This is a genomic window from Promicromonospora sukumoe 327MFSha3.1 (assembly GCF_000385135.1).
Taxonomy (GTDB): Bacteria; Actinomycetota; Actinomycetes; order Actinomycetales; family Cellulomonadaceae; genus Promicromonospora; species Promicromonospora sukumoe_B.
Window position 1 is genome coordinate 621,972 of the sequence record NZ_ARQM01000011.1, and the last position, 21,533, is coordinate 643,504.

Here is a 21,533-nt window from a genome sequence, read left to right on the forward strand (position 1 = left end):
CCACCGCGAGGCAAGGGGACAAGCATGTGGCCGGAACTTGAGGCGGAGCTCCTGGCCGCCCGGGATCTGAACGCCCGGTCGCGGCCCGGCGACGCACTGCCACGGTTCCGGGACGTGCTCGACCGGCTCCGCGTCATGGACCTCGCCGGGCTCGGCACCACCGACCGCGAACGCTGGGCCGAGGGCATGGTGCGGTCGCTGGCGGGCCAGGCGGTCGCGGTCCACTCCGTCGAGGACACGCTGGACAAGCCCCTCGCCCTGCTCGACGACGCCGACGGCCGGGCCGATGCCGCACCGCGGCGGATCCGCCGGCGGCTCTCCGCCGTCGTCGACGGCACCCGGGGCCTGCTGCTGCAGCGCTCCGGCCGGCTCACCGACGCGCTCGCGGCCTTCGACCGGGTGCTCGCCGACGCGGACCAGCTCCCCGCGCGCGACTACGCGACCGCGCTGCTGAACCGCGGCGCGACCGCCATCGAGCTCGGCCGGCTCGACGCGGCGCTCGCCGACTTCGACGCCTGCCACGAGGCCGCCGGGCGCGCCGACCTGCCCGGCATCGCCTCGCTCGCCCTGCACAACACGGGCTTCGTCCGGTACGCGCTCGGCGACCTGCCGGGGGCGCTGCAGGCCATGGCGGCGGCTCGCGCCGTCGACCCGGAGCGCGCCGACGGCGTGCTCGACATCGGCCGCGGTGCCGTCCTCTACGAGGCCGGCCTGCTCGAGGACGCCGAGCAGGTCCTCACCCAGGCGATCTCCCGCATGGTCGTCCCCGGCCGCGCCCAGCACCGCGCCGAGGCCGAGTACTTCCGCGCGCGCTGCCTCATGGCGCTGCACCGCTGGGACGAGGCGCGCACCGCGGCCGCGTTCGCCCGGCGGTACTACGTCGGCGTCGGCCACCCGCAGCGCGCCGCCGTCGCGCGCGTGGCCGAGCTGGAGGCGATCCTCCTGCCGATCCGCCGCGGCGAGGCCCCCGTGCCCGGCGACGCGCGCCGGCGCGCCGAGCAGGCCCTCCAGGCCGCCGAGGCGGGCGACGAGGTGGACCCGCTGCTCGGACAGCGCCCCGGCCTGACCGCGCGGTTCGTCGCCGCGCACTGGTACCTGCTGGCCGGCGACGTCGCCGCGGCCCGTGCCGTCCTCGACAGCCTGCCCGACGGGATGGCGGACGCCCCGCTGTCCACCCGCATCCAGCGGCAGACCGTCCTCGCGCAGCTCGCGTTCGCGGCGGGCGACCGGTCCGCCGGCATCGACGCCGTGCGCACCGGCCTCGGGCTGCTCGCCGACCAGCGCGTGGGCCTCGGCTCGGTCGAGTCCGTGACCGCCGCCGCGGCGCACGGCGTCGACCTGCAACGGACCGACGTCGAGGCTGCGCTGCGCACCGGCCGGCCGGACTGGCTGTTCGAGGCGCTCGAACGCGGCCGGGCCACGTTCGCCGGGATGGGCGGTACCACCGCGCCCGACGAGCCCGCCGTCGGCGCGCTCGTCACCGAGGCCCGCGGGCTCGTCGTCCGGGCGCGCACCCTCACCGACCGGGACAGCGCTGCCGAGCGCGCCCAGCTCTTCGAGCGGTCGCGCCGCCTCCTGGCCACGGCGCGCGAACGCGCCTGGCACCGCACCGGCGCGGACCCCGGCCCCGCCGAGGACCGGCCGGCCACCGCGGCGGAGGTCCGCGACCTGCTCGCCGCCCGCGACGACGGCGCCGTCGTCGCCAACTACCTGGTGCTCGACGGCGTCCTGCGCTGCGTCCGCGTCGACGCGCACGGCGCCCGCACCCTGGACCTCGGACCGCTGGCCGAGGTCACCGAGCGCGTGCTGCGCGTCCGCGCCGACTTCGGCGCGTGCGCCAACGAGCACGTGCCCCCGGCCCTGCGCGACTCCGCCCGCCGCTCCCTGGCGCGCAACCTCGGCGCGCTCGACCGCCTCCTGGCCGCGCCCATGGGCGCCGACGGCCCGCTGTACGTCGTGGGCCGCGAGCCCCTGCTCGGCGTGCCGTGGACGGCGCTCCCGTCCCGGCGCGCCCGGCGCACGACCGTCCGGTCTTTCATGGCACGCGGCCGCGCGCACCCCCGCCCCGAAGGCAGGCACCGGCTGCTGGCCGCGTACGGCCCCGGCGTCACGCTCGGCGCGCGCGAGGTCCAGGCCGTCGGCGAGGTGTGGCCGGGCGCCACGGTCCTCACGGGGAGCGCGGCGACCACGGCCGCCGTGCGGTCCGTGCTCGCCACCCACGACATCGTGCACCTGGCCACCCACGGCAGGCACGACGCCGACAACCCGCTCTTCGCCTTCGTCGACCTCGCCGACGGGCCGCTGTTCGCCCACGAGCTCGACGGCACCCGGCTCCCCGGGTCGGTGCTCGTCCTGTCGGCCTGCGAGGTCGGCGGCTCGTCCCAGGTGGTCGGCGGAGAGGTGCTCGGCCTGTCGTCCGTGCTGCTGCGCCTGGGCGCCCGCGCCGTCGTCGCCGCCGTCGCCCCGCTCTCCGACGCCGTCGCCGCGCGCGTCATGCCCCGGTTCCACGCCCACCTGCGCGCCACCGACGACCCCGAGGCCGCGCTCGCGGCGGCGCTCGCGGACGAGCCCGAGCCGGTACCGCTGGTGTGCTTCGCGTCCCTGGAGGGCCTGGACCACTGATGTGGCCCACGCCACCGCCCGCCGCGTGCGGCTGCACGCGCGGAGCCATGTATAGTTCTCGGGTAACCCAAGACCGCCGGTCGTCCGACGCCGCCCGCTCGTCAAGAGCACAGGACGGAAGAAGACCGAAGTCCCGCTGAGAGCGGGGGCCTGCGCAGGTGACGAACTCGAGAGCGGCCCTGCCGCGCGAACCGAGCCCCGTGCATCTGCGCCGGGGCTCTTTTTCTCGTTCCGGGGCGACGCCCGGGGCCCAGCGCCCCAGGGGACGGTGGTACCACCACCGGAAGGATTGCCATGGCGAGGCCGGACAAGGCAGCCGCTGTCGCAGAGCTCGCGGACAAGTTCCGCGACTCCAACGCGGCCGTGCTGACCGAGTACCGCGGGCTCACCGTCGCGCAGCTCAAGGAGCTGCGTCGGTCGCTCAGCGGCAACGCAACCTACGCCGTGGTGAAGAACACGCTGACGGGGATCGCGGCCAAGGAGGCCGGTGTCGAGGGTCTCGACGCCGACCTGAAGGGCCCGTCCGCCATCGCATTCGTGACCGGGGACCCGGTCGAGGCTGCGAAGGGTCTGCGTGACTTCGCCAAGGCGAACCCTGCTCTGGTCATCAAGGGCGGCGTGCTCGACGGCGCCGCGATGTCCGCTGCAGAGATCACGAAGCTCGCGGACCTCGAGTCCCGCGAGGTTCTGCTGGCCAAGGTGGCCGGCGGTCTGAAGGCCACGCTGACGCGTGCTGCTTACGCCTTCACCGCCAAGCCCGCCCAGGTCGCCCGTGCCATCGATGCCCTGCGTCAGAAGCAGGAATCGGAGGGTGCTGCCGCCTGACCAGGTGGCAGTGCCAGTTCACACCCCCCTGCTTCTCGCGGACTCGAACCGGTCCGCGAAGCGCCAACTGAAAGGAACGCCATCATGGCGAAGCTCTCCACCGACGAGCTCCTGTCCGCCTTCGAGGAGCTCACGCTCATCGAGCTCTCCGACTTCGTGAAGGCCTTCGAGGAGAAGTTCGACGTCACCGCCGCTGCTCCGGTCGCCGCTGTTGCTGCCGGCCCCGTGGGTGGCGCGCCGGCCGAGGCCGCCGAGGAGAAGTCGGAGTTCGACGTCATCCTCGAGGCCGCCGGTGACAAGAAGATCCAGGTCATCAAGGAGGTGCGCGCGCTCACGTCCCTCGGCCTGAAGGAGGCCAAGGACCTGGTCGACGGCGCGCCGAAGCCGGTTCTCGAGGGCGCCGACAAGGACGCCGCCGAGAAGGCGAAGGCCGCCCTGGAGGGCGCCGGCGCCACCGTCACCCTCAAGTGACCTCAGGCACCACCGCCTTCGGGCTGGTGTGACGGCGGCCCGGGCTCGTCCCGGGCGCCGTCCGCCGAACGCAGAGGCCCGCACCCCTCGGGGTGCGGGCCTCTCGCGTGCTCTGGATCGTCCGTCCGGGCGCCTGGTTCCGCGGCACACGCCTCACCAGTGCGGATACGCAACGTTTCGAGGTTTACCACAGTCTCGAGGTGCGGGCCCTAGGGGGACTGGACATACTAGAACCAGATAGGTATGCTAGCGCTTTGCGCCCGCGTGTGCCCTCGACGCCTCCCCCTGCTTCCCGAAAGTCCTGGTCGCATCCCCCTCGTGGTGGGATGCCCACCGGTGACCGGTGAAGTCCGGCAGAGCTTCCTGCAGCACCGCAGAGCGTACAGCGTTCACCCGAACTGCAGGGAAGGACCCCTCTTGGCTGCCTCGCGCACCCCTTCAGCTCCGTCCGCCGAAGCCATTGCGAACCGTACCGCTTCCCGTCGCGTTTCTTTCGCAAAGATCTATGAGCCACTCGAGGTCCCCGACCTGCTTGGCCTGCAGACCGAGAGCTTCGACTGGCTCCTTGGTAACCCAGCCTGGCAGGGCCGGGTAGAAACTGCCAAGGCGGCTGGTCGTAATGATGTCCCGGAAACCTCCGGACTGGAAGAGATCTTCGAGGAGATCTCCCCGATCGAGGACTTCGGCTCCTCGATGTCCCTCTCCTTCTCGAACCACCGCTTCGAGCCGCCGAAGTACACGGCGGACGAGTGCAAGGAGAAGGACTTCACCTACGCGGCCCCGCTGTTCGTCACCGCGGAGTTCGTCAACTACACCACCGGTGAGATCAAGAGCCAGACCGTGTTCATGGGCGACTTCCCGCTCATGACCGCGCGCGGCACCTTCATCATCAACGGCACCGAGCGCGTCGTCGTCTCGCAGCTGGTGCGTTCCCCGGGCGTGTACTTCGAGCGCACCCCGGACAAGACCAGCGACAAGGACGTCTTCTCCGCGAAGATCATCCCCTCGCGTGGTGCGTGGCTCGAGTTCGAGATCGACAAGCGCGACGCCGTCGGCGTGCGCGTCGACCGCAAGCGCAAGCAGTCCGTCACGGTCCTGCTCAAGGCCCTCGGCATGAGCGAGGCCGAGATCCGCGAGCAGTTCGCCGAGTTCCCGTCGGTGCTCGACACCCTCGAGAAGGACCACGTCCACACCGAGGACGAGGCCCTGGTCGACCTGTACCGCAAGATCCGCCCGGGTGAGCCGCCGACGGTCGAGGCCGGTCGCGCGCTGCTCGAGAACTTCTACTTCAACCCGAAGCGCTACGACCTCGCGAAGGTCGGCCGCTACAAGGCGAACAAGAAGCTCGGTGTCGACGCGGAGCTCGCCGACTCCACGCTGTCGCTGACCGACGTGGTCCACACGATCAAGTACCTGGCGTCGCTGCACGCGGACAAGACCACCATGGACGGCGTCCGCAACGGCCAGCCCGTCGAGGTGCGCGTCGAGACCGACGACATCGACCACTTCGGCAACCGCCGTATCCGCGCCGTGGGTGAGCTCATCCAGAACCAGGTGCGCACGGGTCTGTCCCGCATGGAGCGCGTCGTTCGCGAGCGCATGACCACGCAGGACGTCGAGGCCATCACGCCGCAGACGCTGATCAACATCCGTCCGGTCGTCGCGTCGATCCGTGAGTTCTTCGGCACCTCGCAGCTGTCGCAGTTCATGGACCAGAACAACCCGCTGGCCGGTCTGACGCACAAGCGTCGTCTGAACGCGCTGGGCCCGGGTGGTCTGTCCCGTGACCGCGCCGGCATGGAGGTCCGTGACGTCCACCCGTCGCACTACGGCCGCATGTGCCCGATCGAGACCCCTGAGGGTCCGAACATCGGTCTGATCGGCTCGCTGGCGTCGTTCGGTCGCATCAACCCGTTCGGCTTCATCGAGACGCCGTACCGCAAGGTCGAGAACGGCAAGGTCACCGACAACATCGAGTACCTCACGGCCGATGACGAGGACCGCTACATCATCGCGCAGGCCAACACGCCGCTGCTCGAGGACGGCACGTTCGTCCTCGACCGCGTCCTGGTCCGCACGAAGGGTGGCGAGACCAACGACATCCCGGGCGCCGAGGTCGACTACATGGACATCTCGCCGCGCCAGATGGTGTCGGTCGCGACGGCCCTGATCCCGTTCCTCGAGCACGACGACGCCAACCGCGCCCTCATGGGTGCCAACATGCAGCGTCAGGCCGTGCCGCTGGTGCGGTCCGAGGCCCCCGTGGTCGGTACCGGCATGGAGCGCCGTGCGGCGGTCGACGCCGGCGACGTCATCGTGGCGACCAAGCCCGGTGTGGTCACCGAGGTCTCGGCCGACCTGGTGCTCGTGGCGAACGACGACGGCACGACGGGCTCGTACCGCGTGCACAAGTTCGTGCGCTCCAACCAGGGCACGAGCTACAACCAGCGCGTGCTGGTCGACGAGGGTGCGCGGGTCGAGGTCGGCTCCGTGCTCGCGGACGGCCCGGCGACGGACGAGGGCGAGCTCGCGCTCGGCCGCAACCTGCTGGTCGCGTTCATGTCGTGGGAGGGTCACAACTACGAGGACGCGATCATCCTGTCGCAGCGCCTCGTGGAGGACGACGTCCTCTCCTCGATCCACATCGAGGAGCACGAGGTCGACGCGCGTGACACCAAGCTCGGCCCGGAGGAGATCACGCGGGACATCCCGAACGTCTCCGAGGAGGTCCTCGCGGACCTCGACGAGCGCGGCGTGATCCGCATCGGTGCCGAGGTCGGCGCCGGCGACATCCTGGTCGGCAAGGTCACCCCCAAGGGTGAGACCGAGCTGACCCCGGAGGAGCGCCTGCTGCGGGCCATCTTCGGCGAGAAGGCGCGCGAGGTGCGCGACACCTCGCTCAAGGTGCCCCACGGCGAGCAGGGCACGGTCATCGCGGTGCGCGAGTTCAACCGGGAGGACGGCGACGAGCTGCCCGCCGGCGTGAACCAGCTGGTGCGCGTGTACATCGCGCAGCGCCGCAAGATCACCGTCGGCGACAAGCTGGCCGGCCGCCACGGCAACAAGGGCGTCATCTCGAAGATCCTCCCTCAGGAGGACATGCCGTTCCTCGAGGACGGCACGCCCGTCGACGTCATCCTGAACCCGCTGGGTGTGCCGGGCCGCATGAACGTGGGCCAGGTGCTGGAGACCCACCTCGGGTGGATCGCCAAGCAGGGCTGGGACGTCTCGCTGGCCGAGGACAAGGGCGGCGAGTGGCTGGAGAGCCTGCCCGAGGTCGCGCACAAGAGCGAGCCGAGCCGGCCCGTCGCCACCCCGGTGTTCGACGGTCTGGAGGAGGTCGCGCTCCGCGGTCTCTTCGGCGCCACCCTGCCCAACCGTGACGGTCAGCGGATGGTCAACCAGGACGGCAAGGCGCAGCTCTTCGACGGCCGCTCCGGCGAGCCGTTCCCGGAGCCCGTCTCCACCGGCTACATGTACATCCTGAAGCTGCACCACCTGGTCGACGACAAGATCCACGCGCGTTCGACGGGTCCGTACTCGATGATCACGCAGCAGCCGCTGGGTGGTAAGGCGCAGTTCGGTGGTCAGCGCTTCGGTGAGATGGAGGTGTGGGCGCTCGAGGCGTACGGCGCCGCGTACACGCTCCAGGAACTTCTCACCATCAAGTCCGACGACGTCCCGGGCCGCGTGAAGGTCTACGAGGCGATCGTCAAGGGCGAGAACATCCCCGACTCGGGTATCCCGGAGTCCTTCAAGGTGCTTCTCAAGGAGATGCAGTCGCTGTGCCTGAACGTCGAGGTGCTCTCGAGCGACGGTGTCTCCATCGAGATGAAGGAGTCCGACGACGAGGTGTACCGCGCCGCTGAGGAGCTCGGCATCGACCTCTCCCGGCGGCCGAACGCCGCCTCCAGCGTCGACGAGATCTGATACCAGGCCGCGCCCGTGCACCGGGCGCGGACCTGGACACCCCGAGGATTTTCGAGAACTTCAGGAAGTAGGACACCTTGCTCGACGTCAACGTCTTCGACGAGCTGCGTATCGGCCTGGCCACGGCCGAGGACATCCGTGCCTGGTCGCACGGTGAGGTCAAGAAGCCAGAGACCATCAACTACCGCACCCTCAAGCCGGAGAAGGACGGGCTCTTCTGCGAGAAGATCTTCGGTCCGACCCGCGACTGGGAGTGCTACTGCGGCAAGTACAAGCGCGTGCGCTTCAAGGGCATCATCTGCGAGCGCTGTGGTGTCGAGGTCACGCGCTCCAAGGTGCGCCGTGAGCGCATGGGCCACATCGAGCTCGCCGCCCCCGTCACGCACATCTGGTTCTTCAAGGGTGTGCCGTCCCGCCTGGGCTACCTGCTCGACCTGGCGCCGAAGGACCTGGAGAAGGTCATCTACTTCGCGGCCTACATGATCACGTCGGTCGACGACGAGGCCCGCCAGGAGGACCTGCCCAACCTGCAGAACGAGATCGACCTCGAGAAGAAGGAGATCTCCGACCGCCGGGACAACGACATCAACACCCGCGCTCAGAAGCTCGAGGCCGACCTGGCCGAGCTCGAGGCCGAGGGTGCCAAGGCTGACGCGCGCCGCAAGGTGCGCGACTCGGCCGAGCGCGAGATGGCTCAGCTGCGCAAGCGCTCGGACCAGGAGCTGGACCGCCTCGAGCAGGTCTGGGACCGCTTCAAGAACCTCAAGGTCGCCGACCTCGAGGGCGACGAGATGCTGTACCGCCAGCTCCAGGACCGCTACGGCACCTACTTCGAGGGTGCGATGGGCGCGAACGCGATCCAGCAGCGCCTGCAGAACTTCGACCTGGACGCCGAGGCCGAGTCGCTGCGCGAGACCATCCGCTCGGGCAAGGGCCAGCGCAAGACCCGTGCGCTGAAGCGCCTCAAGGTCGTCAACGCGTTCCTGACCACCACCAACTCGCCCACGGCGATGGTGCTGGACGCCGTCCCGGTCATCCCGCCGGACCTGCGCCCGATGGTGCAGCTCGACGGTGGCCGGTTCGCGACGTCGGACCTGAACGACCTGTACCGCCGCGTCATCAACCGGAACAACCGCCTCAAGCGGCTCCTGGACCTGGGCGCGCCGGAGATCATCGTCAACAACGAGAAGCGGATGCTCCAGGAGGCCGTGGACTCGCTGTTCGACAACGGCCGCCGCGGTCGCCCGGTCACGGGCCCCGGCAACCGTCCGCTGAAGTCGATCTCCGACATGCTCAAGGGCAAGCAGGGCCGGTTCCGTCAGAACCTGCTCGGCAAGCGCGTCGACTACTCGGGCCGTTCGGTCATCGTGGTCGGCCCGCAGCTCAAGCTGCACCAGTGCGGTCTGCCCAAGCAGATGGCGCTCGAGCTGTTCAAGCCGTTCGTCATGAAGCGGCTCGTGGAGCTGAACCACGCGCAGAACATCAAGAGCGCCAAGCGCATGGTCGAGCGCACGCGTCCCGTCGTCTGGGACGTGCTCGAAGAGGTCATCACGGAGCACCCCGTGCTCCTGAACCGTGCGCCGACGCTGCACCGTCTGGGCATCCAGGCGTTCGAGCCGCAGCTCGTCGAGGGCAAGGCCATCCACCTGCACCCGCTCGTCTGCGGCGCGTTCAACGCCGACTTCGACGGTGACCAGATGGCTGTCCACCTGCCCCTGAGCGCCGAGGCGCAGGCCGAGGCCCGCATCCTCATGCTCTCGAGCAACAACATCCTGAAGCCGTCGGACGGCCGTCCGGTGACCATGCCCTCGCAGGACATGATCATCGGTCTGCACCACCTCACGAGCGACCGTCCGGGCGCCGTGGGCGAGGGTCGTGCGTTCGGCTCCGTGGCCGAGGCCATCATGGCCTTCGACCGGGGCGAGCTGGACATCAACGCGCAGATCAAGCTGCGGATGTCCGACCTGGTGCCGCCGCTGAAGGACTTCGAGGCGCCCGAGGGCTGGGAGCCGGGTCAGCAGCTGCTGTTCGACACCACGCTCGGCCGCTACCTGTTCAACGAGACGCTGCCCGTCGACTACCCGTACGAGAACGGGATCGCCGACAAGAAGCGCCTCTCGACGATCGTCAACGACCTCGCCGAGCGCTACCCGAAGGTGGAGGTGGCCGCGGCGCTGGACGCGCTGAAGGACGCCGGCTACCGGTGGGCCACGCGTTCCGGTGTCACGATCGCCATCTCGGACGTCGCGGCCCCGACCGTCAAGGGCGAGATCCTCGACGAGCACGAGGCTCGGGCCCTCAAGGTCCAGCAGCAGTTCGACAAGGGTCTGATCACCGACGACGAGCGCCGTCAGGAGCTCATCGAGATCTGGACCCAGGCGACCGACAAGGTCGCGTCGGCCATGCGGGTGAACCTCGAGAGCAACGCGCGGAACACCGTGATGCGCATGGTGGGTTCGGGCGCCCGCGGTAACTGGATGCAGGTCCGTCAGATCGCCGGTATGCGCGGCCTCGTGGCGAACCCGAAGGGCGAGATCATCCCTCGCCCGATCAAGTCCAACTACCGCGAGGGCCTGTCCGTCCTCGAGTACTTCATCGCGACGCACGGTGCCCGTAAGGGTCTGGCCGACACGGCCCTCCGTACGGCGGACTCGGGTTACCTGACCCGTCGTCTGGTGGACGTCTCGCAGGACGTCATCATCCGCGAGGAGGACTGCGGCACCGAGCGTGGCCTCACGCTGCCGGTGGCGGAGAAGCTCGCGGACGGCTCGCTCGTCCCGGACGACCGCGTCGAGACCAGCATCTACTCGCGTACCTTCGCGACCGACGTGGTGGACGCCGACGGCAACGTCATCGCGACCGCCGGGTCGGACGCCGGCGACGTCATCATCGACAAGGTCATCGCCGCGGGCATCGAGAACGTCAAGGTCCGTTCGGTCCTGACGTGCGAGTCCCGCGTCGGTACCTGCGCCAAGTGCTACGGCCGCTCCCTGGCCACGGGTCTGCTCGTGGACATCGGCGAGGCCGTCGGCATCATCGCGGCGCAGTCGATCGGTGAGCCGGGCACGCAGCTGACGATGCGTACCTTCCACACCGGTGGTGTGGCCGCGGCGGAGGACATCACGCAGGGTCTGCCGCGTGTCACCGAGCTCTTCGAGGCCCGCACCCCCAAGGGTGAGGCGCCGATCGCGGAGTACACGGGTCGCGTGACGATCGAGGACACCGAGCGGACGCGTCACCTCGTGCTGACGCCGGACGACGGTGGCGAGGAGATCAAGTACCCGGTCACGAAGCGTGCGCGCCTCAAGATCGCGGACGGCGACCACGTCACCGTGGGCACCCAGCTCGTCCAGGGTGCCGTCGACCCGAAGAAGGTGCTGCGCATCCTCGGCCCCCGTGCCACGCAGACGCACCTGGTGGACCAGGTCCAGGAGACCTACCGCAGCCAGGGTGTGGACATCCACGACAAGCACATCGAGGTCATCGTGCGGCAGATGCTGCGCCGCGTGACCGTGCTCGACTCGGGTGACTCGCAGCTGCTGCCGGGTGAGCTCGCGGAGCGCATGCGCTTCGAGGACGCGAACCGCAAGGCCGTGTCGGAGGGTGGCCAGCCGGCCGCCGGCCGTCCGGAGCTGATGGGTATCACGAAGGCGTCGCTCGCGACCGACTCGTGGCTCTCGGCGGCCTCCTTCCAGGAGACCACCCGGGTGCTCACCGAGGCGTCGATGAGCGGGCGTCGTGACCCGCTGCTCGGCCTCAAGGAGAACGTCATCATCGGTAAGCTCATCCCGGCCGGTACGGGTCTGCCCCGCTACCGCAACGTCGAGGTCGAGCCCACCGAGCAGGCCAAGGCCGAGCTCTACCCGAGCTTCGGCTACGACGAGATCGACTTCCCGACCCTGGGTATGGGTTCGGGCGAGGCGATCCCGCTGGAGGACCTGGACCTCGGCGACTTCCGCTGATCCTGGTCCGCTGACCGCGAGGTAGAGCGCCTGTCCTGCTCCGCACGGGTTCGTCCCGTGCGAGAGCCGGGCAGGCGCTCTACTTCGCGGTTCTACGGGGCGCACCTCACATCCGATTCGTTTTGACCCCCCGTAGACACGCAGGTATTCTTAGAATTCGTGCCCGCGCCGTCGGGCCGCACCTCCTGAAGGCCGCCGCGAGGCAGCTTCGGAAAAGCGGCCGATGTGAGTGCGTGGGCATCCCGGCGAGATCCTCCGGGGCACGTCGTGCCCCGATGGTGGAGCCGGGCCATCGAGCCGGTGGTACGTGGCGTAGCAGTCCCTGTCTGGGGCCTGTGGGTGCCGCATGCGATCGGCACGCACAAGCCAGAACCATTGACGGGGACGCCGGCAGGGCGTCGCCGAAGCTCAAGAAGACGACGGAGACGTAGTGCCTACGATCCAGCAGCTCGTCCGCAAGGGGCGGACCTCGAAGGCCGGGAAGTCGAAGACCCCGGCCCTCAAGGGCTCCCCCCAGCGGCGCGGCGTGTGCACCCGCGTGTACACCACCACCCCCAAGAAGCCGAACTCGGCCCTCCGCAAGGTCGCCCGCGTGAAGCTTTCCTCGCAGGTCGAGGTCACCGCGTACATCCCCGGTGTCGGCCACAACCTCCAGGAGCACTCGATCGTGCTCGTGCGCGGCGGTCGTGTGAAGGACCTTCCCGGTGTCCGCTACAAGATCGTCCGTGGCGCGCTCGACACGCAGGGCGTGAAGGGTCGCAAGCAGGCTCGGTCCCGTTACGGCGCCAAGAAGGAGAAGAGCTGATGCCCCGCAAGGGTCCGGCCCCGAAGCGGCCGCTCATCGTCGACCCCGTCTACGGGTCCCCGGTTGTCACGCAGCTGATCAACAAGGTCCTGCTCGACGGCAAGAAGTCGACCGCCGAGGCGATCGTCTACGGCGCCCTCGAGGGTGTCCGCGCCAAGACCGACGGCGACCCTGTCGTGGTCCTGAAGCGCGCGCTCGACAACGTCCGTCCCGCCCTCGAGGTGCGTTCCCGCCGTGTCGGTGGCGCCACCTACCAGGTGCCGGTCGACGTGCGCCCGACGCGTGCCACCACGCTCGCGCTCCGCTGGCTCACCGACTTCTCCCGCGCTCGCCGCGAGAAGACGATGACCGAGCGTCTGATGAACGAGATCCTCGACGCGTCGAACGGTCTCGGTGCCGCGGTCAAGCGCCGCGAGGACATGCACAAGATGGCCGACTCCAACAAGGCCTTCGCGCACTACCGCTGGTAGTAGCTTCCGAGCGGCCCCGGGTCACCCCCGGGGCCGTCGGTGGATGCAGTACCGCCGGCCACCCAAGCCCACCTTTAGACCAAGGGGTAAGACACCGTGGCACTCGACGTGCTGACCGACCTGAACAAGGTCCGCAACATCGGCATCATGGCCCACATCGATGCCGGAAAGACCACGACGACCGAGCGCATCCTGTTCTACACGGGTGTGAACTACAAGATCGGTGAGACGCACGACGGTGCGTCGACGATGGACTGGATGGAGCAGGAGCAGGAGCGCGGCATCACGATCACGTCCGCCGCGACGACCTGCTACTGGAAGAACAACCAGATCAACATCATCGACACGCCGGGCCACGTCGACTTCACGGTCGAGGTGGAGCGGTCGCTCCGCGTGCTCGACGGCGCGGTTGCCGTGTTCGACGGCAAGGAGGGTGTCGAGCCCCAGTCCGAGACGGTGTGGCGGCAGGCGGACAAGTACGACGTCCCGCGCATCTGCTTCGTCAACAAGATGGACAAGCTCGGTGCGGACTTCTACTTCACCGTGAAGACCATCGTGGAGCGCCTCAAGGCGAAGCCGCTGGTCATCCAGCTCCCCATCGGGTCGGAGAACGACTTCGAGGGCGTCGTCGACCTCATCGAGATGAAGGCGCTCACGTGGCGCGGCGACACCAAGATGGGCGAGGAGTACGAGGTCGAGGAGATCCCGGCCGACCTCGTCGAGAAGGCGCAGCAGTACCGCGCCGAGCTCATCGAGGCCGTCGCCGAGGCTGACGACGAGCTGCTCGAGAAGTTCCTCGGTGGCGAGGAGCTGTCGATCGCCGAGATCAAGAGCGGCATCCGCAAGCTCGTCATCTCGTCCTCGGCCTTCCCGGTCCTGTGCGGCTCGGCGTTCAAGAACAAGGGCGTGCAGCCCATGCTCGACGCCGTCATCGACTACCTCCCGTCGCCGCTCGACGTCCCGGCCGTCCAGGGCCACGACGTCAAGGACGCCGAGAAGGTCATCGAGCGTCGCCCCGAGGAGTCGGAGCCGTTCTCGGCTCTCGCTTTCAAGGTCGCCACGCACCCGTTCTTCGGCAAGCTGACCTACGTCCGCGTCTACTCGGGCAAGGTCGCGCAGGGCGCCCAGGTGCAGAACTCGACCAAGGGCAAGAAGGAGCGCATCGGGAAGCTCTTCCAGATGCACTCCAACAAGGAGAACCCGGTCGAAGAGGCGCACGCCGGCCACATCTACGCGTTCATCGGGCTCAAGGACGTCACCACCGGTGACACCCTGTCGGACCCGGCGAACCAGGTCATCCTCGAGTCGATGAGCTTCCCGGAGCCCGTCATCGACGTGGCCATCGAGCCGAAGACGAAGGCCGACCAGGAGAAGCTGTCGACCGCCATCCAGAAGCTCGCGCAGGAGGACCCGACCTTCCGCGTCAAGCTGGACGACGAGACCGGCCAGACCGTCATCGGCGGCATGGGCGAGCTCCACCTCGACATCCTCGTCGACCGCATGCGTCGCGAGTTCAAGGTCGAGGCGAACGTCGGCAAGCCGCAGGTCGCGTACCGCGAGACGATCCGCCGCACGGCGGAGAAGATCGACTACACGCACAAGAAGCAGACCGGTGGTTCCGGCCAGTTCGCCAAGGTCCAGGTGACCTTCGCGCCGCTGGAGACGTCGGAGGGCGAGCTCTACGAGTTCGAGAACGCCGTCACCGGTGGCCGCATCCCGCGCGAGTACATCCCGTCGGTCGACGCCGGTATCCAGTCGGCCATGCAGCAGGGTGTGCTGGCGGGCTTCCCGGTCGTCGGCGTGAAGGCGACGCTGATCGACGGTGCGTACCACGACGTCGACTCCTCGGAGATGGCGTTCAAGATTGCCGGTTCGATGGTCTTCAAGGAAGGCGTCAAGCGCGCCGACCCTGTCCTGCTCGAGCCGGTCATGGCCGTCGAGGTGCGTACGCCCGAGGAGTACATGGGCGACGTGATCGGCGACATCAACTCTCGTCGTGGCATGATCCAGTCCATGGAGGACGCGACCGGTGTGAAGGTCGTTCGCGCCCAGGTGCCGCTGAGCGAGATGTTCGGTTACATCGGTGACCTCCGGTCGAAGACCCAGGGTCGCGCGGTGTACTCGATGCAGTTCGACAGCTACGCCGAGGTTCCCAAGGCAGTTGCCGAAGAGATCATCAAGAAGACCCGGGGCGAGTGAGTCCCCACAGGTCGACCCGCACAACCAACCTGTAGGAAAAACCGCACGCCCCGCAGTTGTAGGCTTCTTGGCCGGACATCTGCAACGTTCGGAACATCTACCCAAGTCCCAGGAGGACCCCAGTGGCTAAGGCCAAGTTCGAGCGGACCAAGCCGCACGTCAACATCGGCACGATCGGTCACGTCGACCACGGTAAGACGACGCTGACCGCCGCGATCTCGAAGACGCTTGCGGACAAGTACCCGGAGCTCCCGGCGAACACGCAGCGCAACTTCGACGAGATCGACGCCGCGCCGGAGGAGAAGCAGCGCGGTATCACGATCAACATCGCGCACATCGAGTACGAGACGCCGAAGCGCCACTACGCGCACGTCGACGCTCCGGGTCACGCCGACTACATCAAGAACATGATCACCGGTGCCGCCCAGATGGACGGCGCGATCCTGGTGGTCGCCGCGACCGACGGCCCGATGGCCCAGACGCGTGAGCACGTGCTGCTCGCCCGTCAGGTCGGCGTGCCCTACCTGCTCGTCGCGCTCAACAAGTCCGACATGGTCGACGACGAGGAGATCCTCGAGCTCGTCGAGATGGAGGTCCGCGAGCTGCTGTCGTCGCAGGAGTTCGACGGCGACAACGCCCCGGTCGTTCGCGTCTCGGGCCTCAAGGCTCTCGAGGGCGACCCGGAGTGGGTCGAGAAGATCGTCGAGCTGATGGACGCCGTCGACGAGAACGTTCCGGAGCCGGAGCGCGACCTCGACAAGCCGTTCCTCATGCCGATCGAGGACGTCTTCACGATCACCGGTCGTGGCACCGTCGTCACCGGCAAGGTCGAGCGTGGAACCCTGGACATCAACTCCGATGTCGAGATCGTGGGTATCCGCGTCCCGCAGAAGACCACCGTCACGGGCATCGAGACGTTCCACAAGCAGATGGACCAGGCGCAGGCCGGCGACAACACCGGTCTCCTCCTGCGTGGCATCAAGCGCGAGGACGTCGAGCGTGGCCAGGTCGTCGTGAAGCCGGGTTCCATCACCCCGCACACGAACTTCGAGGCTCAGGTCTACATCCTGGGCAAGGACGAGGGTGGCCGTCACAACCCGTTCTACTCGAACTACCGCCCGCAGTTCTACTTCCGCACCACGGACGTCACCGGCGTCATCACGCTGCCCGAGGGCACCGAGATGGTCATGCCCGGCGACAACACCGAGATGACGGTCGAGCTGATCCAGCCGATCGCCATGGAGGAGGGCCTGGGCTTCGCCATCCGCGAGGGTGGCCGCACGGTCGGCTCCGGCCGTGTGACCAAGATCCTCAAGTGATCTTGGAGCACGAGCTCATCTGACGGAAGTCAGCTGAACAATGGGGCCCGGGCGCTTCGGCGTCCGGGCCCTGTTGCTTGAGTAGTGGGCATCACACCGCCTTGCGTTTGGCTCATGCCAAGTCGTATGGCAAGATTGCATAGTTGCCTGTCACAGGCGCGCTCTTTCAAGTGTCGAACAGTGTGCAGAACCGCAGCCCAGGCCCCGGATCGTTGAGGGCCGGCAGAGGCTGGAGCGGTCACCCTCCCGGGGTAATCCGGACGAGGGGTCGCGGGGTTTATCGCCTGCTGTTTGATGCGTATGGGCGCCCCGCGGAGCACACGTTCTCCGGAATTCCGGAGGCACTGTTCCGAGCAGGCTCGGCAAACGTCGTGGTCGGTCCGGCTGTACAGCTGGGTCAGATCACTTCCCAACGGCCCTGACGCCAGCAATGGTGTTCTGCGCCCGGCTGTGCCGCTCTAAGCGACACGCCCGAGTGCGTGGGTCGGACAGTAGCGGTTCGAGAGAGAGAGTCAGACGACGCCATGGCGGGACAGAAGATCCGCATCCGGCTCAAGTCCTACGACCACGAGGTGATCGACAGTTCGGCGCGCAAGATCGTCGACACGGTCACTCGCGCTGGTGCGACGGTCGTGGGTCCGGTGCCGCTGCCGACGGAGAAGAACGTCTTCGTTGTGATCCGGTCGCCTCACAAGTACAAGGACAGCCGCGAGCACTTCGAGATGCGTACGCACAAGCGGCTCATCGACATCATCGATCCCACGCCCAAGGCCGTCGACTCGCTCATGCGACTCGACCTGCCGGCGGACGTGAACATCGAGATCAAGCTCTGAGGCTGGAGGGGACATCATGACCAACCAGCAGAAGAACGTGACCGCGTTGCTCGGCACGAAGCTTGGTATGACCCAGCTCTGGGACGAGGCCGGTCGCCTCGTGCCGGTGACCGTGGTCTCCGTGGGCACCAACGTGGTGACCCAGATCCGTACGGTGGACGCCGACGGCTACGCGGCTGTTCAGCTCGCGGCCGGCCAGGTCGACCCCCGCAAGGTCACCAAGCCCCTCAAGGGCCACTTCGAGAAGGCCGGCGTGACGCCGCGCCGTCACGTGGCCGAGGTTCGCACCGAGAACGCGTCCGAGTTCACGCTCGGCCAGGAGATCACCGCCGAGGCCTTCGAGGCCGGCGCCCTGGTCGACGTGGTCGGTACCACCAAGGGCAAGGGCACCGCCGGTGTCATGAAGCGTCACGGCTTCTCCGGCGTGGGCGCCTCGCACGGTGCGCACCGCAACCACCGCAAGCCCGGCTCGATCGGTGGCGCCTCGACGCCGTCGCGAGTCTTCAAGGGCCTGCGGATGGCCGGTCGGATGGGTAACGCCCGTCAGACCACCCAGAACCTGACCGTTCACGCGGTCGACGCCGAGAAGGGTCTGCTGCTCGTCAAGGGCGCGGTTCCCGGCCCCAAGGGTGGCGTCGTCCTCGTGCGTAACGCCGCGAAGGGAGCGTGAAACCGATGACCGCTCTGACTGTCGACGTCCTGGACGCCCAGGGCAAGAAGTCCGGCACCGCCGAGCTCCCCTCTGAGGTGTTCGACGTCGCCGTGAACGTCCCGCTGATCCACCAGGTGGTCGTTGCGCAGCGCGCAGCCGCCCGCCAGGGCACGGCCTCCACGAAGACTCGTGGCGAGGTCCGTGGTGGTGGCCGCAAGCCGTACAAGCAGAAGGGCACCGGTCGCGCCCGCCAGGGTTCGACGCGCGCCCCGCAGTTCGCCGGTGGTGGCACCGTCCACGGCCCGCAGCCGCGCAAGTACGACCAGCGCACCCCGAAGAAGATGAAGGCCGCCGCTCTCCGCGGTGCGCTCTCCGACCGCGCCCGCGCCGGTCGCGTTCACGTCGTCGCCGGCTTCGGCATCGAGGGCGTCCCGTCGACCAAGACGGCGCTCGCCACGATCAAGAAGTTCACGGAGCGCGAGAACGTGCTCGTCGTGACGCTGCGTGAGGACGAGACCACGGTCAAGTCGCTCCGCAACGTTCCCGAGGTGCACCTCCTGGTCGCTGACCAGCTGAACACCTACGACGTGCTCGTCTCCGACGACGTGATCTTCACCGAGGGCGCGCTCGCCGCGTTCCTCGAGGGCCCCGCCAAGGGCGCGAAGGCTGTCGCCACGGAGGCCGAGGCCGAGACCGCTGAGGAGACCGCCAAGTGAGCGTCACCGTGAAGGACCCGCGCGACATCCTGCTCGCGCCGGTCGTCTCCGAGAAGAGCTACAACCTTCTCGACGAGGGCAAGTACACCTTCATCGTGGACCCGAGCGCCAACAAGACCGAGATCAAGATCGCGATCGAGAAGGTCTTCAGCGTCAAGGTCGCTTCGGTGAACACGATCAACCGCAAGGGCAAGACGCGTCGCACGCGTTTCGGCCTCGGCAAGCGCAAGGACACGAAGCGTGCGATCGTCACCCTCCGCGAGGGAACGATCGACATCTTCGGCGGTCCGGTCGGCTGAGCTGACGAGAGACGATTGAGGACAGGTTTCCATGGGAATCCGTAAGTACAAGCCGACGACGCCCGGCCGCCGCGGCTCCAGCGTCGCCGACTTCGTCGAGGTCACGCGCTCGCAGCCGGAGAAGTCTCTGATCCGGCCGCTGAGCAAGACCGGTGGCCGTAACAACACCGGTCGTATCACGACGCGGCACAAGGGCGGTGGCCACAAGCGCGCCTACCGCGTCATCGACTTCCGTCGCCACGACAAGGACGGCGTGCCCGCGAAGGTCGCTCACATCGAGTACGACCCCAACCGCACGGCTCGCATCGCGCTCCTGCACTACGCGGACGGCGAGAAGCGCTACATCATCGCGCCGAACAAGCTGTCGCAGGGCGACCGCATCGAGGCCGGTGCAGGCGCCGACATCAAGCCCGGCAACAACCTGCCGCTGCGCAACATCCCGACCGGTACGGTCATCCACGCCATCGAGCTCCGGCCCGGTGGCGGCGCGAAGATCGCCCGCTCGGCCGGTGCGTCGGTGCAGCTCGTTGCCAAGGACGGCCCGTACGCGCAGCTGCGCATGCCGTCCGGCGAGATCCGCAACGTCGACCTGCGCTGCCGCGCGACGGTCGGCGAGGTCGGCAACGCCGAGCAGTCGAACATCAACTGGGGCAAGGCCGGCCGTATGCGCTGGAAGGGCAAGCGCCCGACCGTCCGCGGTGTCGCCATGAACCCGGTCGACCACCCCCACGGTGGTGGTGAGGGTAAGACGTCCGGTGGTCGTCACCCGGTCAGCCCCTGGGGCCAGGCGGAGGGTCGTACCCGCCGTCCGAACAAGTCGAGCGACCGGATGATCGTCCGTCGCCGTCGTACCGGCAAGAAGCGCTGATAGGAGCCTGAAACATGCCTCGTAGCCTGAAGAAGGGCCCCTTCGTCGACGGCCACCTCCAGAAGAAGGTGGACGTCCAGAACGAGAAGGGGACCAAGAACGTCATCAAGACCTGGTCCCGTCGGTCGGTCGTCACGCCCGACTTTCTCGGTCACACCTTTGCCGTGCACGACGGTCGCAAGCACGTCCCGGTCTTCGTGACCGAGGCGATGGTCGGCCACAAGCTCGGCGAGTTCGCTCCCACGCGGACCTTCCGCGGCCACGTGAAGGACGACAGGAAGGGTCGTCGCCGCTGAGGCGTGGGGTCACCCCACCCAACAGCAGTGATGACCTGGACTGTCTGAGAAAAGGAAGCAGGACAGCAATGGAAGCCAAGGCGCAGGCGCGGTTCGTCCGTGTCACGCCCCAGAAGGCCCGGCGCGTCGTGGACCTCATCCGTGGCAAGCAGGCCTCTGAGGCCGTCGCGGTGCTGAAGTTCGCACCGCAGGCCGCCAGCGAGCCGATCCGCAAGGTTGTGGAGAGCGCGATCGCCAACGCTCGGGTGAAGGCCGACCGCGCCAGCGAGCGCTTCGACGAGAACGACCTGGTCGTCTCCGTCGCGTTCGTCGACGAGGGGCCGACGCTCAAGCGGTTCCGCCCGCGGGCTCAGGGACGTGCAACGCGCATTCTCAAGCGCACCAGCCACATCACCGTGGTGCTCGCCGACAAGGAAGGGGCCCGATAGTGGGACAGAAGGTTCACCCGCACGGGTACCGCCTCGGTATCACCACCGACCACCGGTCGCGTTGGTTCGCCGACAGCACCAAGCCTGGTCAGCGGTACCGCGACTACGTCCGTGAGGACGTCCAGATCCGCAAGCTCATGGGCACCGGCCTCGAGCGTGCCGGCATCTCCAAGGTCGAGATCGAGCGCACCCGCGACCGCGTCCGCGTGGACATCCACACGGCGCGTCCGGGCATCGTCATCGGCCGTCGTGGTGCTGAGGCCGACCGCATCCGCGGTGAGCTCGAGAAGCTCACGGGCAAGCAGGTTCAGCTCAACATCCTCGAGGTCAAGAACGCGGAGATCGACGCGCAGCTGGTTGCCCAGGGCATCGCCGAGCAGCTCGCCAGCCGTGTCTCCTTCCGTCGTGCGATGCGCAAGGGCATGCAGTCCGCCCAGCGCGCCGGCGCGAAGGGTATCCGCGTGCAGGTCTCCGGCCGCCTCGGCGGCGCCGAGATGAGCCGTTCGGAGTTCTACCGCGAGGGCCGTGTGCCCCTGCACACGCTCCGTGCGTACATCGACTACGGCTTCTACGAGGCCCGCACCACCTTCGGCCGCATCGGCGTGAAGGTGTGGATCTACAAGGGCGAGACCACCGAGAAGGAGTTCGCCGCTCAGCAGGCTGCAGCCGCGCCCCGTCAGGGCCGTGGCCGGGGCGACCGCCCTGAGCGTGGCGAGCGCGGCGGAGACCGTCGTGGCGGTCGTCGCAACGAGCGTCCGGCCGAGCGCAGCGCCGAGTCCGCCCCCGCGGACCAGGCTGCTGCCGCTCCGGCCGCAGAGACCGGAACGGAGGCCTGACC

General features: G+C 68.3%; 17 protein-coding genes. All 17 read left to right on the forward strand.

Features of this window, described 5'->3' with window-relative positions:
* Positions 1–24 precede the first annotated feature (24 nt).
* The 17 genes from H291_RS0116450 to rpsC all read left to right on the forward strand — a co-directional run bounded on the left by H291_RS0116450 (position 25) and on the right by rpsC (position 21,531).
* Positions 25–2,622 (forward strand): CHAT domain-containing protein, encoded by a 2,598-nt coding sequence (locus H291_RS0116450; RefSeq protein WP_020016104.1) that lies wholly within the window; start codon positions 25–27, stop codon positions 2,620–2,622.
* Positions 2,623–2,916: 294 nt separating this feature from the next.
* The gene (gene rplJ, locus H291_RS0116455) at positions 2,917–3,447 is read left to right on the forward strand and encodes a 50S ribosomal protein L10 (protein ID WP_020016105.1); all 531 of its coding nucleotides are present in this window, start codon (positions 2,917–2,919) and stop codon (positions 3,445–3,447) included.
* A gap of 84 nt (positions 3,448–3,531) precedes the next feature.
* Positions 3,532–3,918 (forward strand): 50S ribosomal protein L7/L12, encoded by a 387-nt coding sequence (gene rplL / locus H291_RS0116460; protein WP_020016106.1) that lies wholly within the window; start codon positions 3,532–3,534, stop codon positions 3,916–3,918.
* Between the two features lie 417 nt (positions 3,919–4,335).
* A complete protein-coding gene (rpoB, locus tag H291_RS0116465) occupies positions 4,336–7,848 on the forward strand; it encodes a DNA-directed RNA polymerase subunit beta (protein WP_026365830.1) in 3,513 nt (1,170 codons plus the stop codon).
* 77 nt (positions 7,849–7,925) lie between these two features.
* Positions 7,926–11,810 carry a DNA-directed RNA polymerase subunit beta' gene (locus H291_RS0116470; RefSeq protein ID WP_020016108.1) on the forward strand — a complete coding sequence of 1,295 codons (3,885 nt, stop codon included), beginning with the start codon at positions 7,926–7,928 and terminating at the stop codon, positions 11,808–11,810.
* A 430-nt stretch (positions 11,811–12,240) separates the two neighbouring features.
* Positions 12,241–12,615, forward strand: coding sequence for a 30S ribosomal protein S12 (gene rpsL, locus H291_RS0116475; RefSeq protein WP_020016109.1), 375 nt, complete (start codon positions 12,241–12,243; stop codon positions 12,613–12,615).
* Positions 12,615–13,085, forward strand: a complete 471-nt coding sequence (gene rpsG / locus H291_RS0116480; protein ID WP_020016110.1) for a 30S ribosomal protein S7 — start codon at positions 12,615–12,617, stop codon at positions 13,083–13,085. Before rpsL ends, rpsG begins: the two co-directional genes overlap by 1 nt.
* Before the next feature lie 96 nt (positions 13,086–13,181).
* Complete coding sequence (fusA, locus tag H291_RS0116485) at positions 13,182–15,284, forward strand: elongation factor G (protein WP_026365831.1); 2,103 nt, start codon at positions 13,182–13,184, stop codon at positions 15,282–15,284.
* Between the two features lie 122 nt (positions 15,285–15,406).
* Entirely contained in the window at positions 15,407–16,603 is a 1,197-nt protein-coding gene (tuf, locus tag H291_RS0116490; protein WP_020016112.1) for an elongation factor Tu, read from the forward strand.
* 524 nt (positions 16,604–17,127) lie between these two features.
* Positions 17,128–17,436: a 30S ribosomal protein S10 gene (gene rpsJ / locus H291_RS0116495; RefSeq protein WP_019146773.1), complete on the forward strand. Its 309-nt coding sequence runs from the start codon at positions 17,128–17,130 to the stop codon at positions 17,434–17,436.
* A gap of 16 nt (positions 17,437–17,452) precedes the next feature.
* The gene (rplC, locus tag H291_RS0116500) at positions 17,453–18,106 is read left to right on the forward strand and encodes a 50S ribosomal protein L3 (protein WP_020016113.1); all 654 of its coding nucleotides are present in this window, start codon (positions 17,453–17,455) and stop codon (positions 18,104–18,106) included.
* A gap of 5 nt (positions 18,107–18,111) precedes the next feature.
* Positions 18,112–18,804: a 50S ribosomal protein L4 gene (gene rplD / locus H291_RS0116505; RefSeq protein ID WP_020016114.1), complete on the forward strand. Its 693-nt coding sequence runs from the start codon at positions 18,112–18,114 to the stop codon at positions 18,802–18,804.
* Positions 18,801–19,103 (forward strand): 50S ribosomal protein L23, encoded by a 303-nt coding sequence (gene rplW / locus H291_RS0116510; RefSeq protein WP_020016115.1) that lies wholly within the window; start codon positions 18,801–18,803, stop codon positions 19,101–19,103. The genes rplD and rplW overlap by 4 nt, the downstream gene beginning before the upstream one ends.
* Before the next feature lie 31 nt (positions 19,104–19,134).
* Positions 19,135–19,971 (forward strand): 50S ribosomal protein L2, encoded by an 837-nt coding sequence (gene rplB, locus H291_RS0116515; RefSeq protein ID WP_020016116.1) that lies wholly within the window; start codon positions 19,135–19,137, stop codon positions 19,969–19,971.
* Between the two features lie 14 nt (positions 19,972–19,985).
* Positions 19,986–20,267, forward strand: coding sequence for a 30S ribosomal protein S19 (gene rpsS, locus H291_RS30490; protein WP_020016117.1), 282 nt, complete (start codon positions 19,986–19,988; stop codon positions 20,265–20,267).
* A 68-nt stretch (positions 20,268–20,335) separates the two neighbouring features.
* Entirely contained in the window at positions 20,336–20,695 is a 360-nt protein-coding gene (gene rplV, locus H291_RS0116525; RefSeq protein WP_020016118.1) for a 50S ribosomal protein L22, read from the forward strand.
* Positions 20,695–21,531 carry a 30S ribosomal protein S3 gene (rpsC, locus tag H291_RS0116530; RefSeq protein WP_020016119.1) on the forward strand — a complete coding sequence of 279 codons (837 nt, stop codon included), beginning with the start codon at positions 20,695–20,697 and terminating at the stop codon, positions 21,529–21,531. Before rplV ends, rpsC begins: the two co-directional genes overlap by 1 nt.
* Positions 21,532–21,533 lie beyond the last annotated feature (2 nt).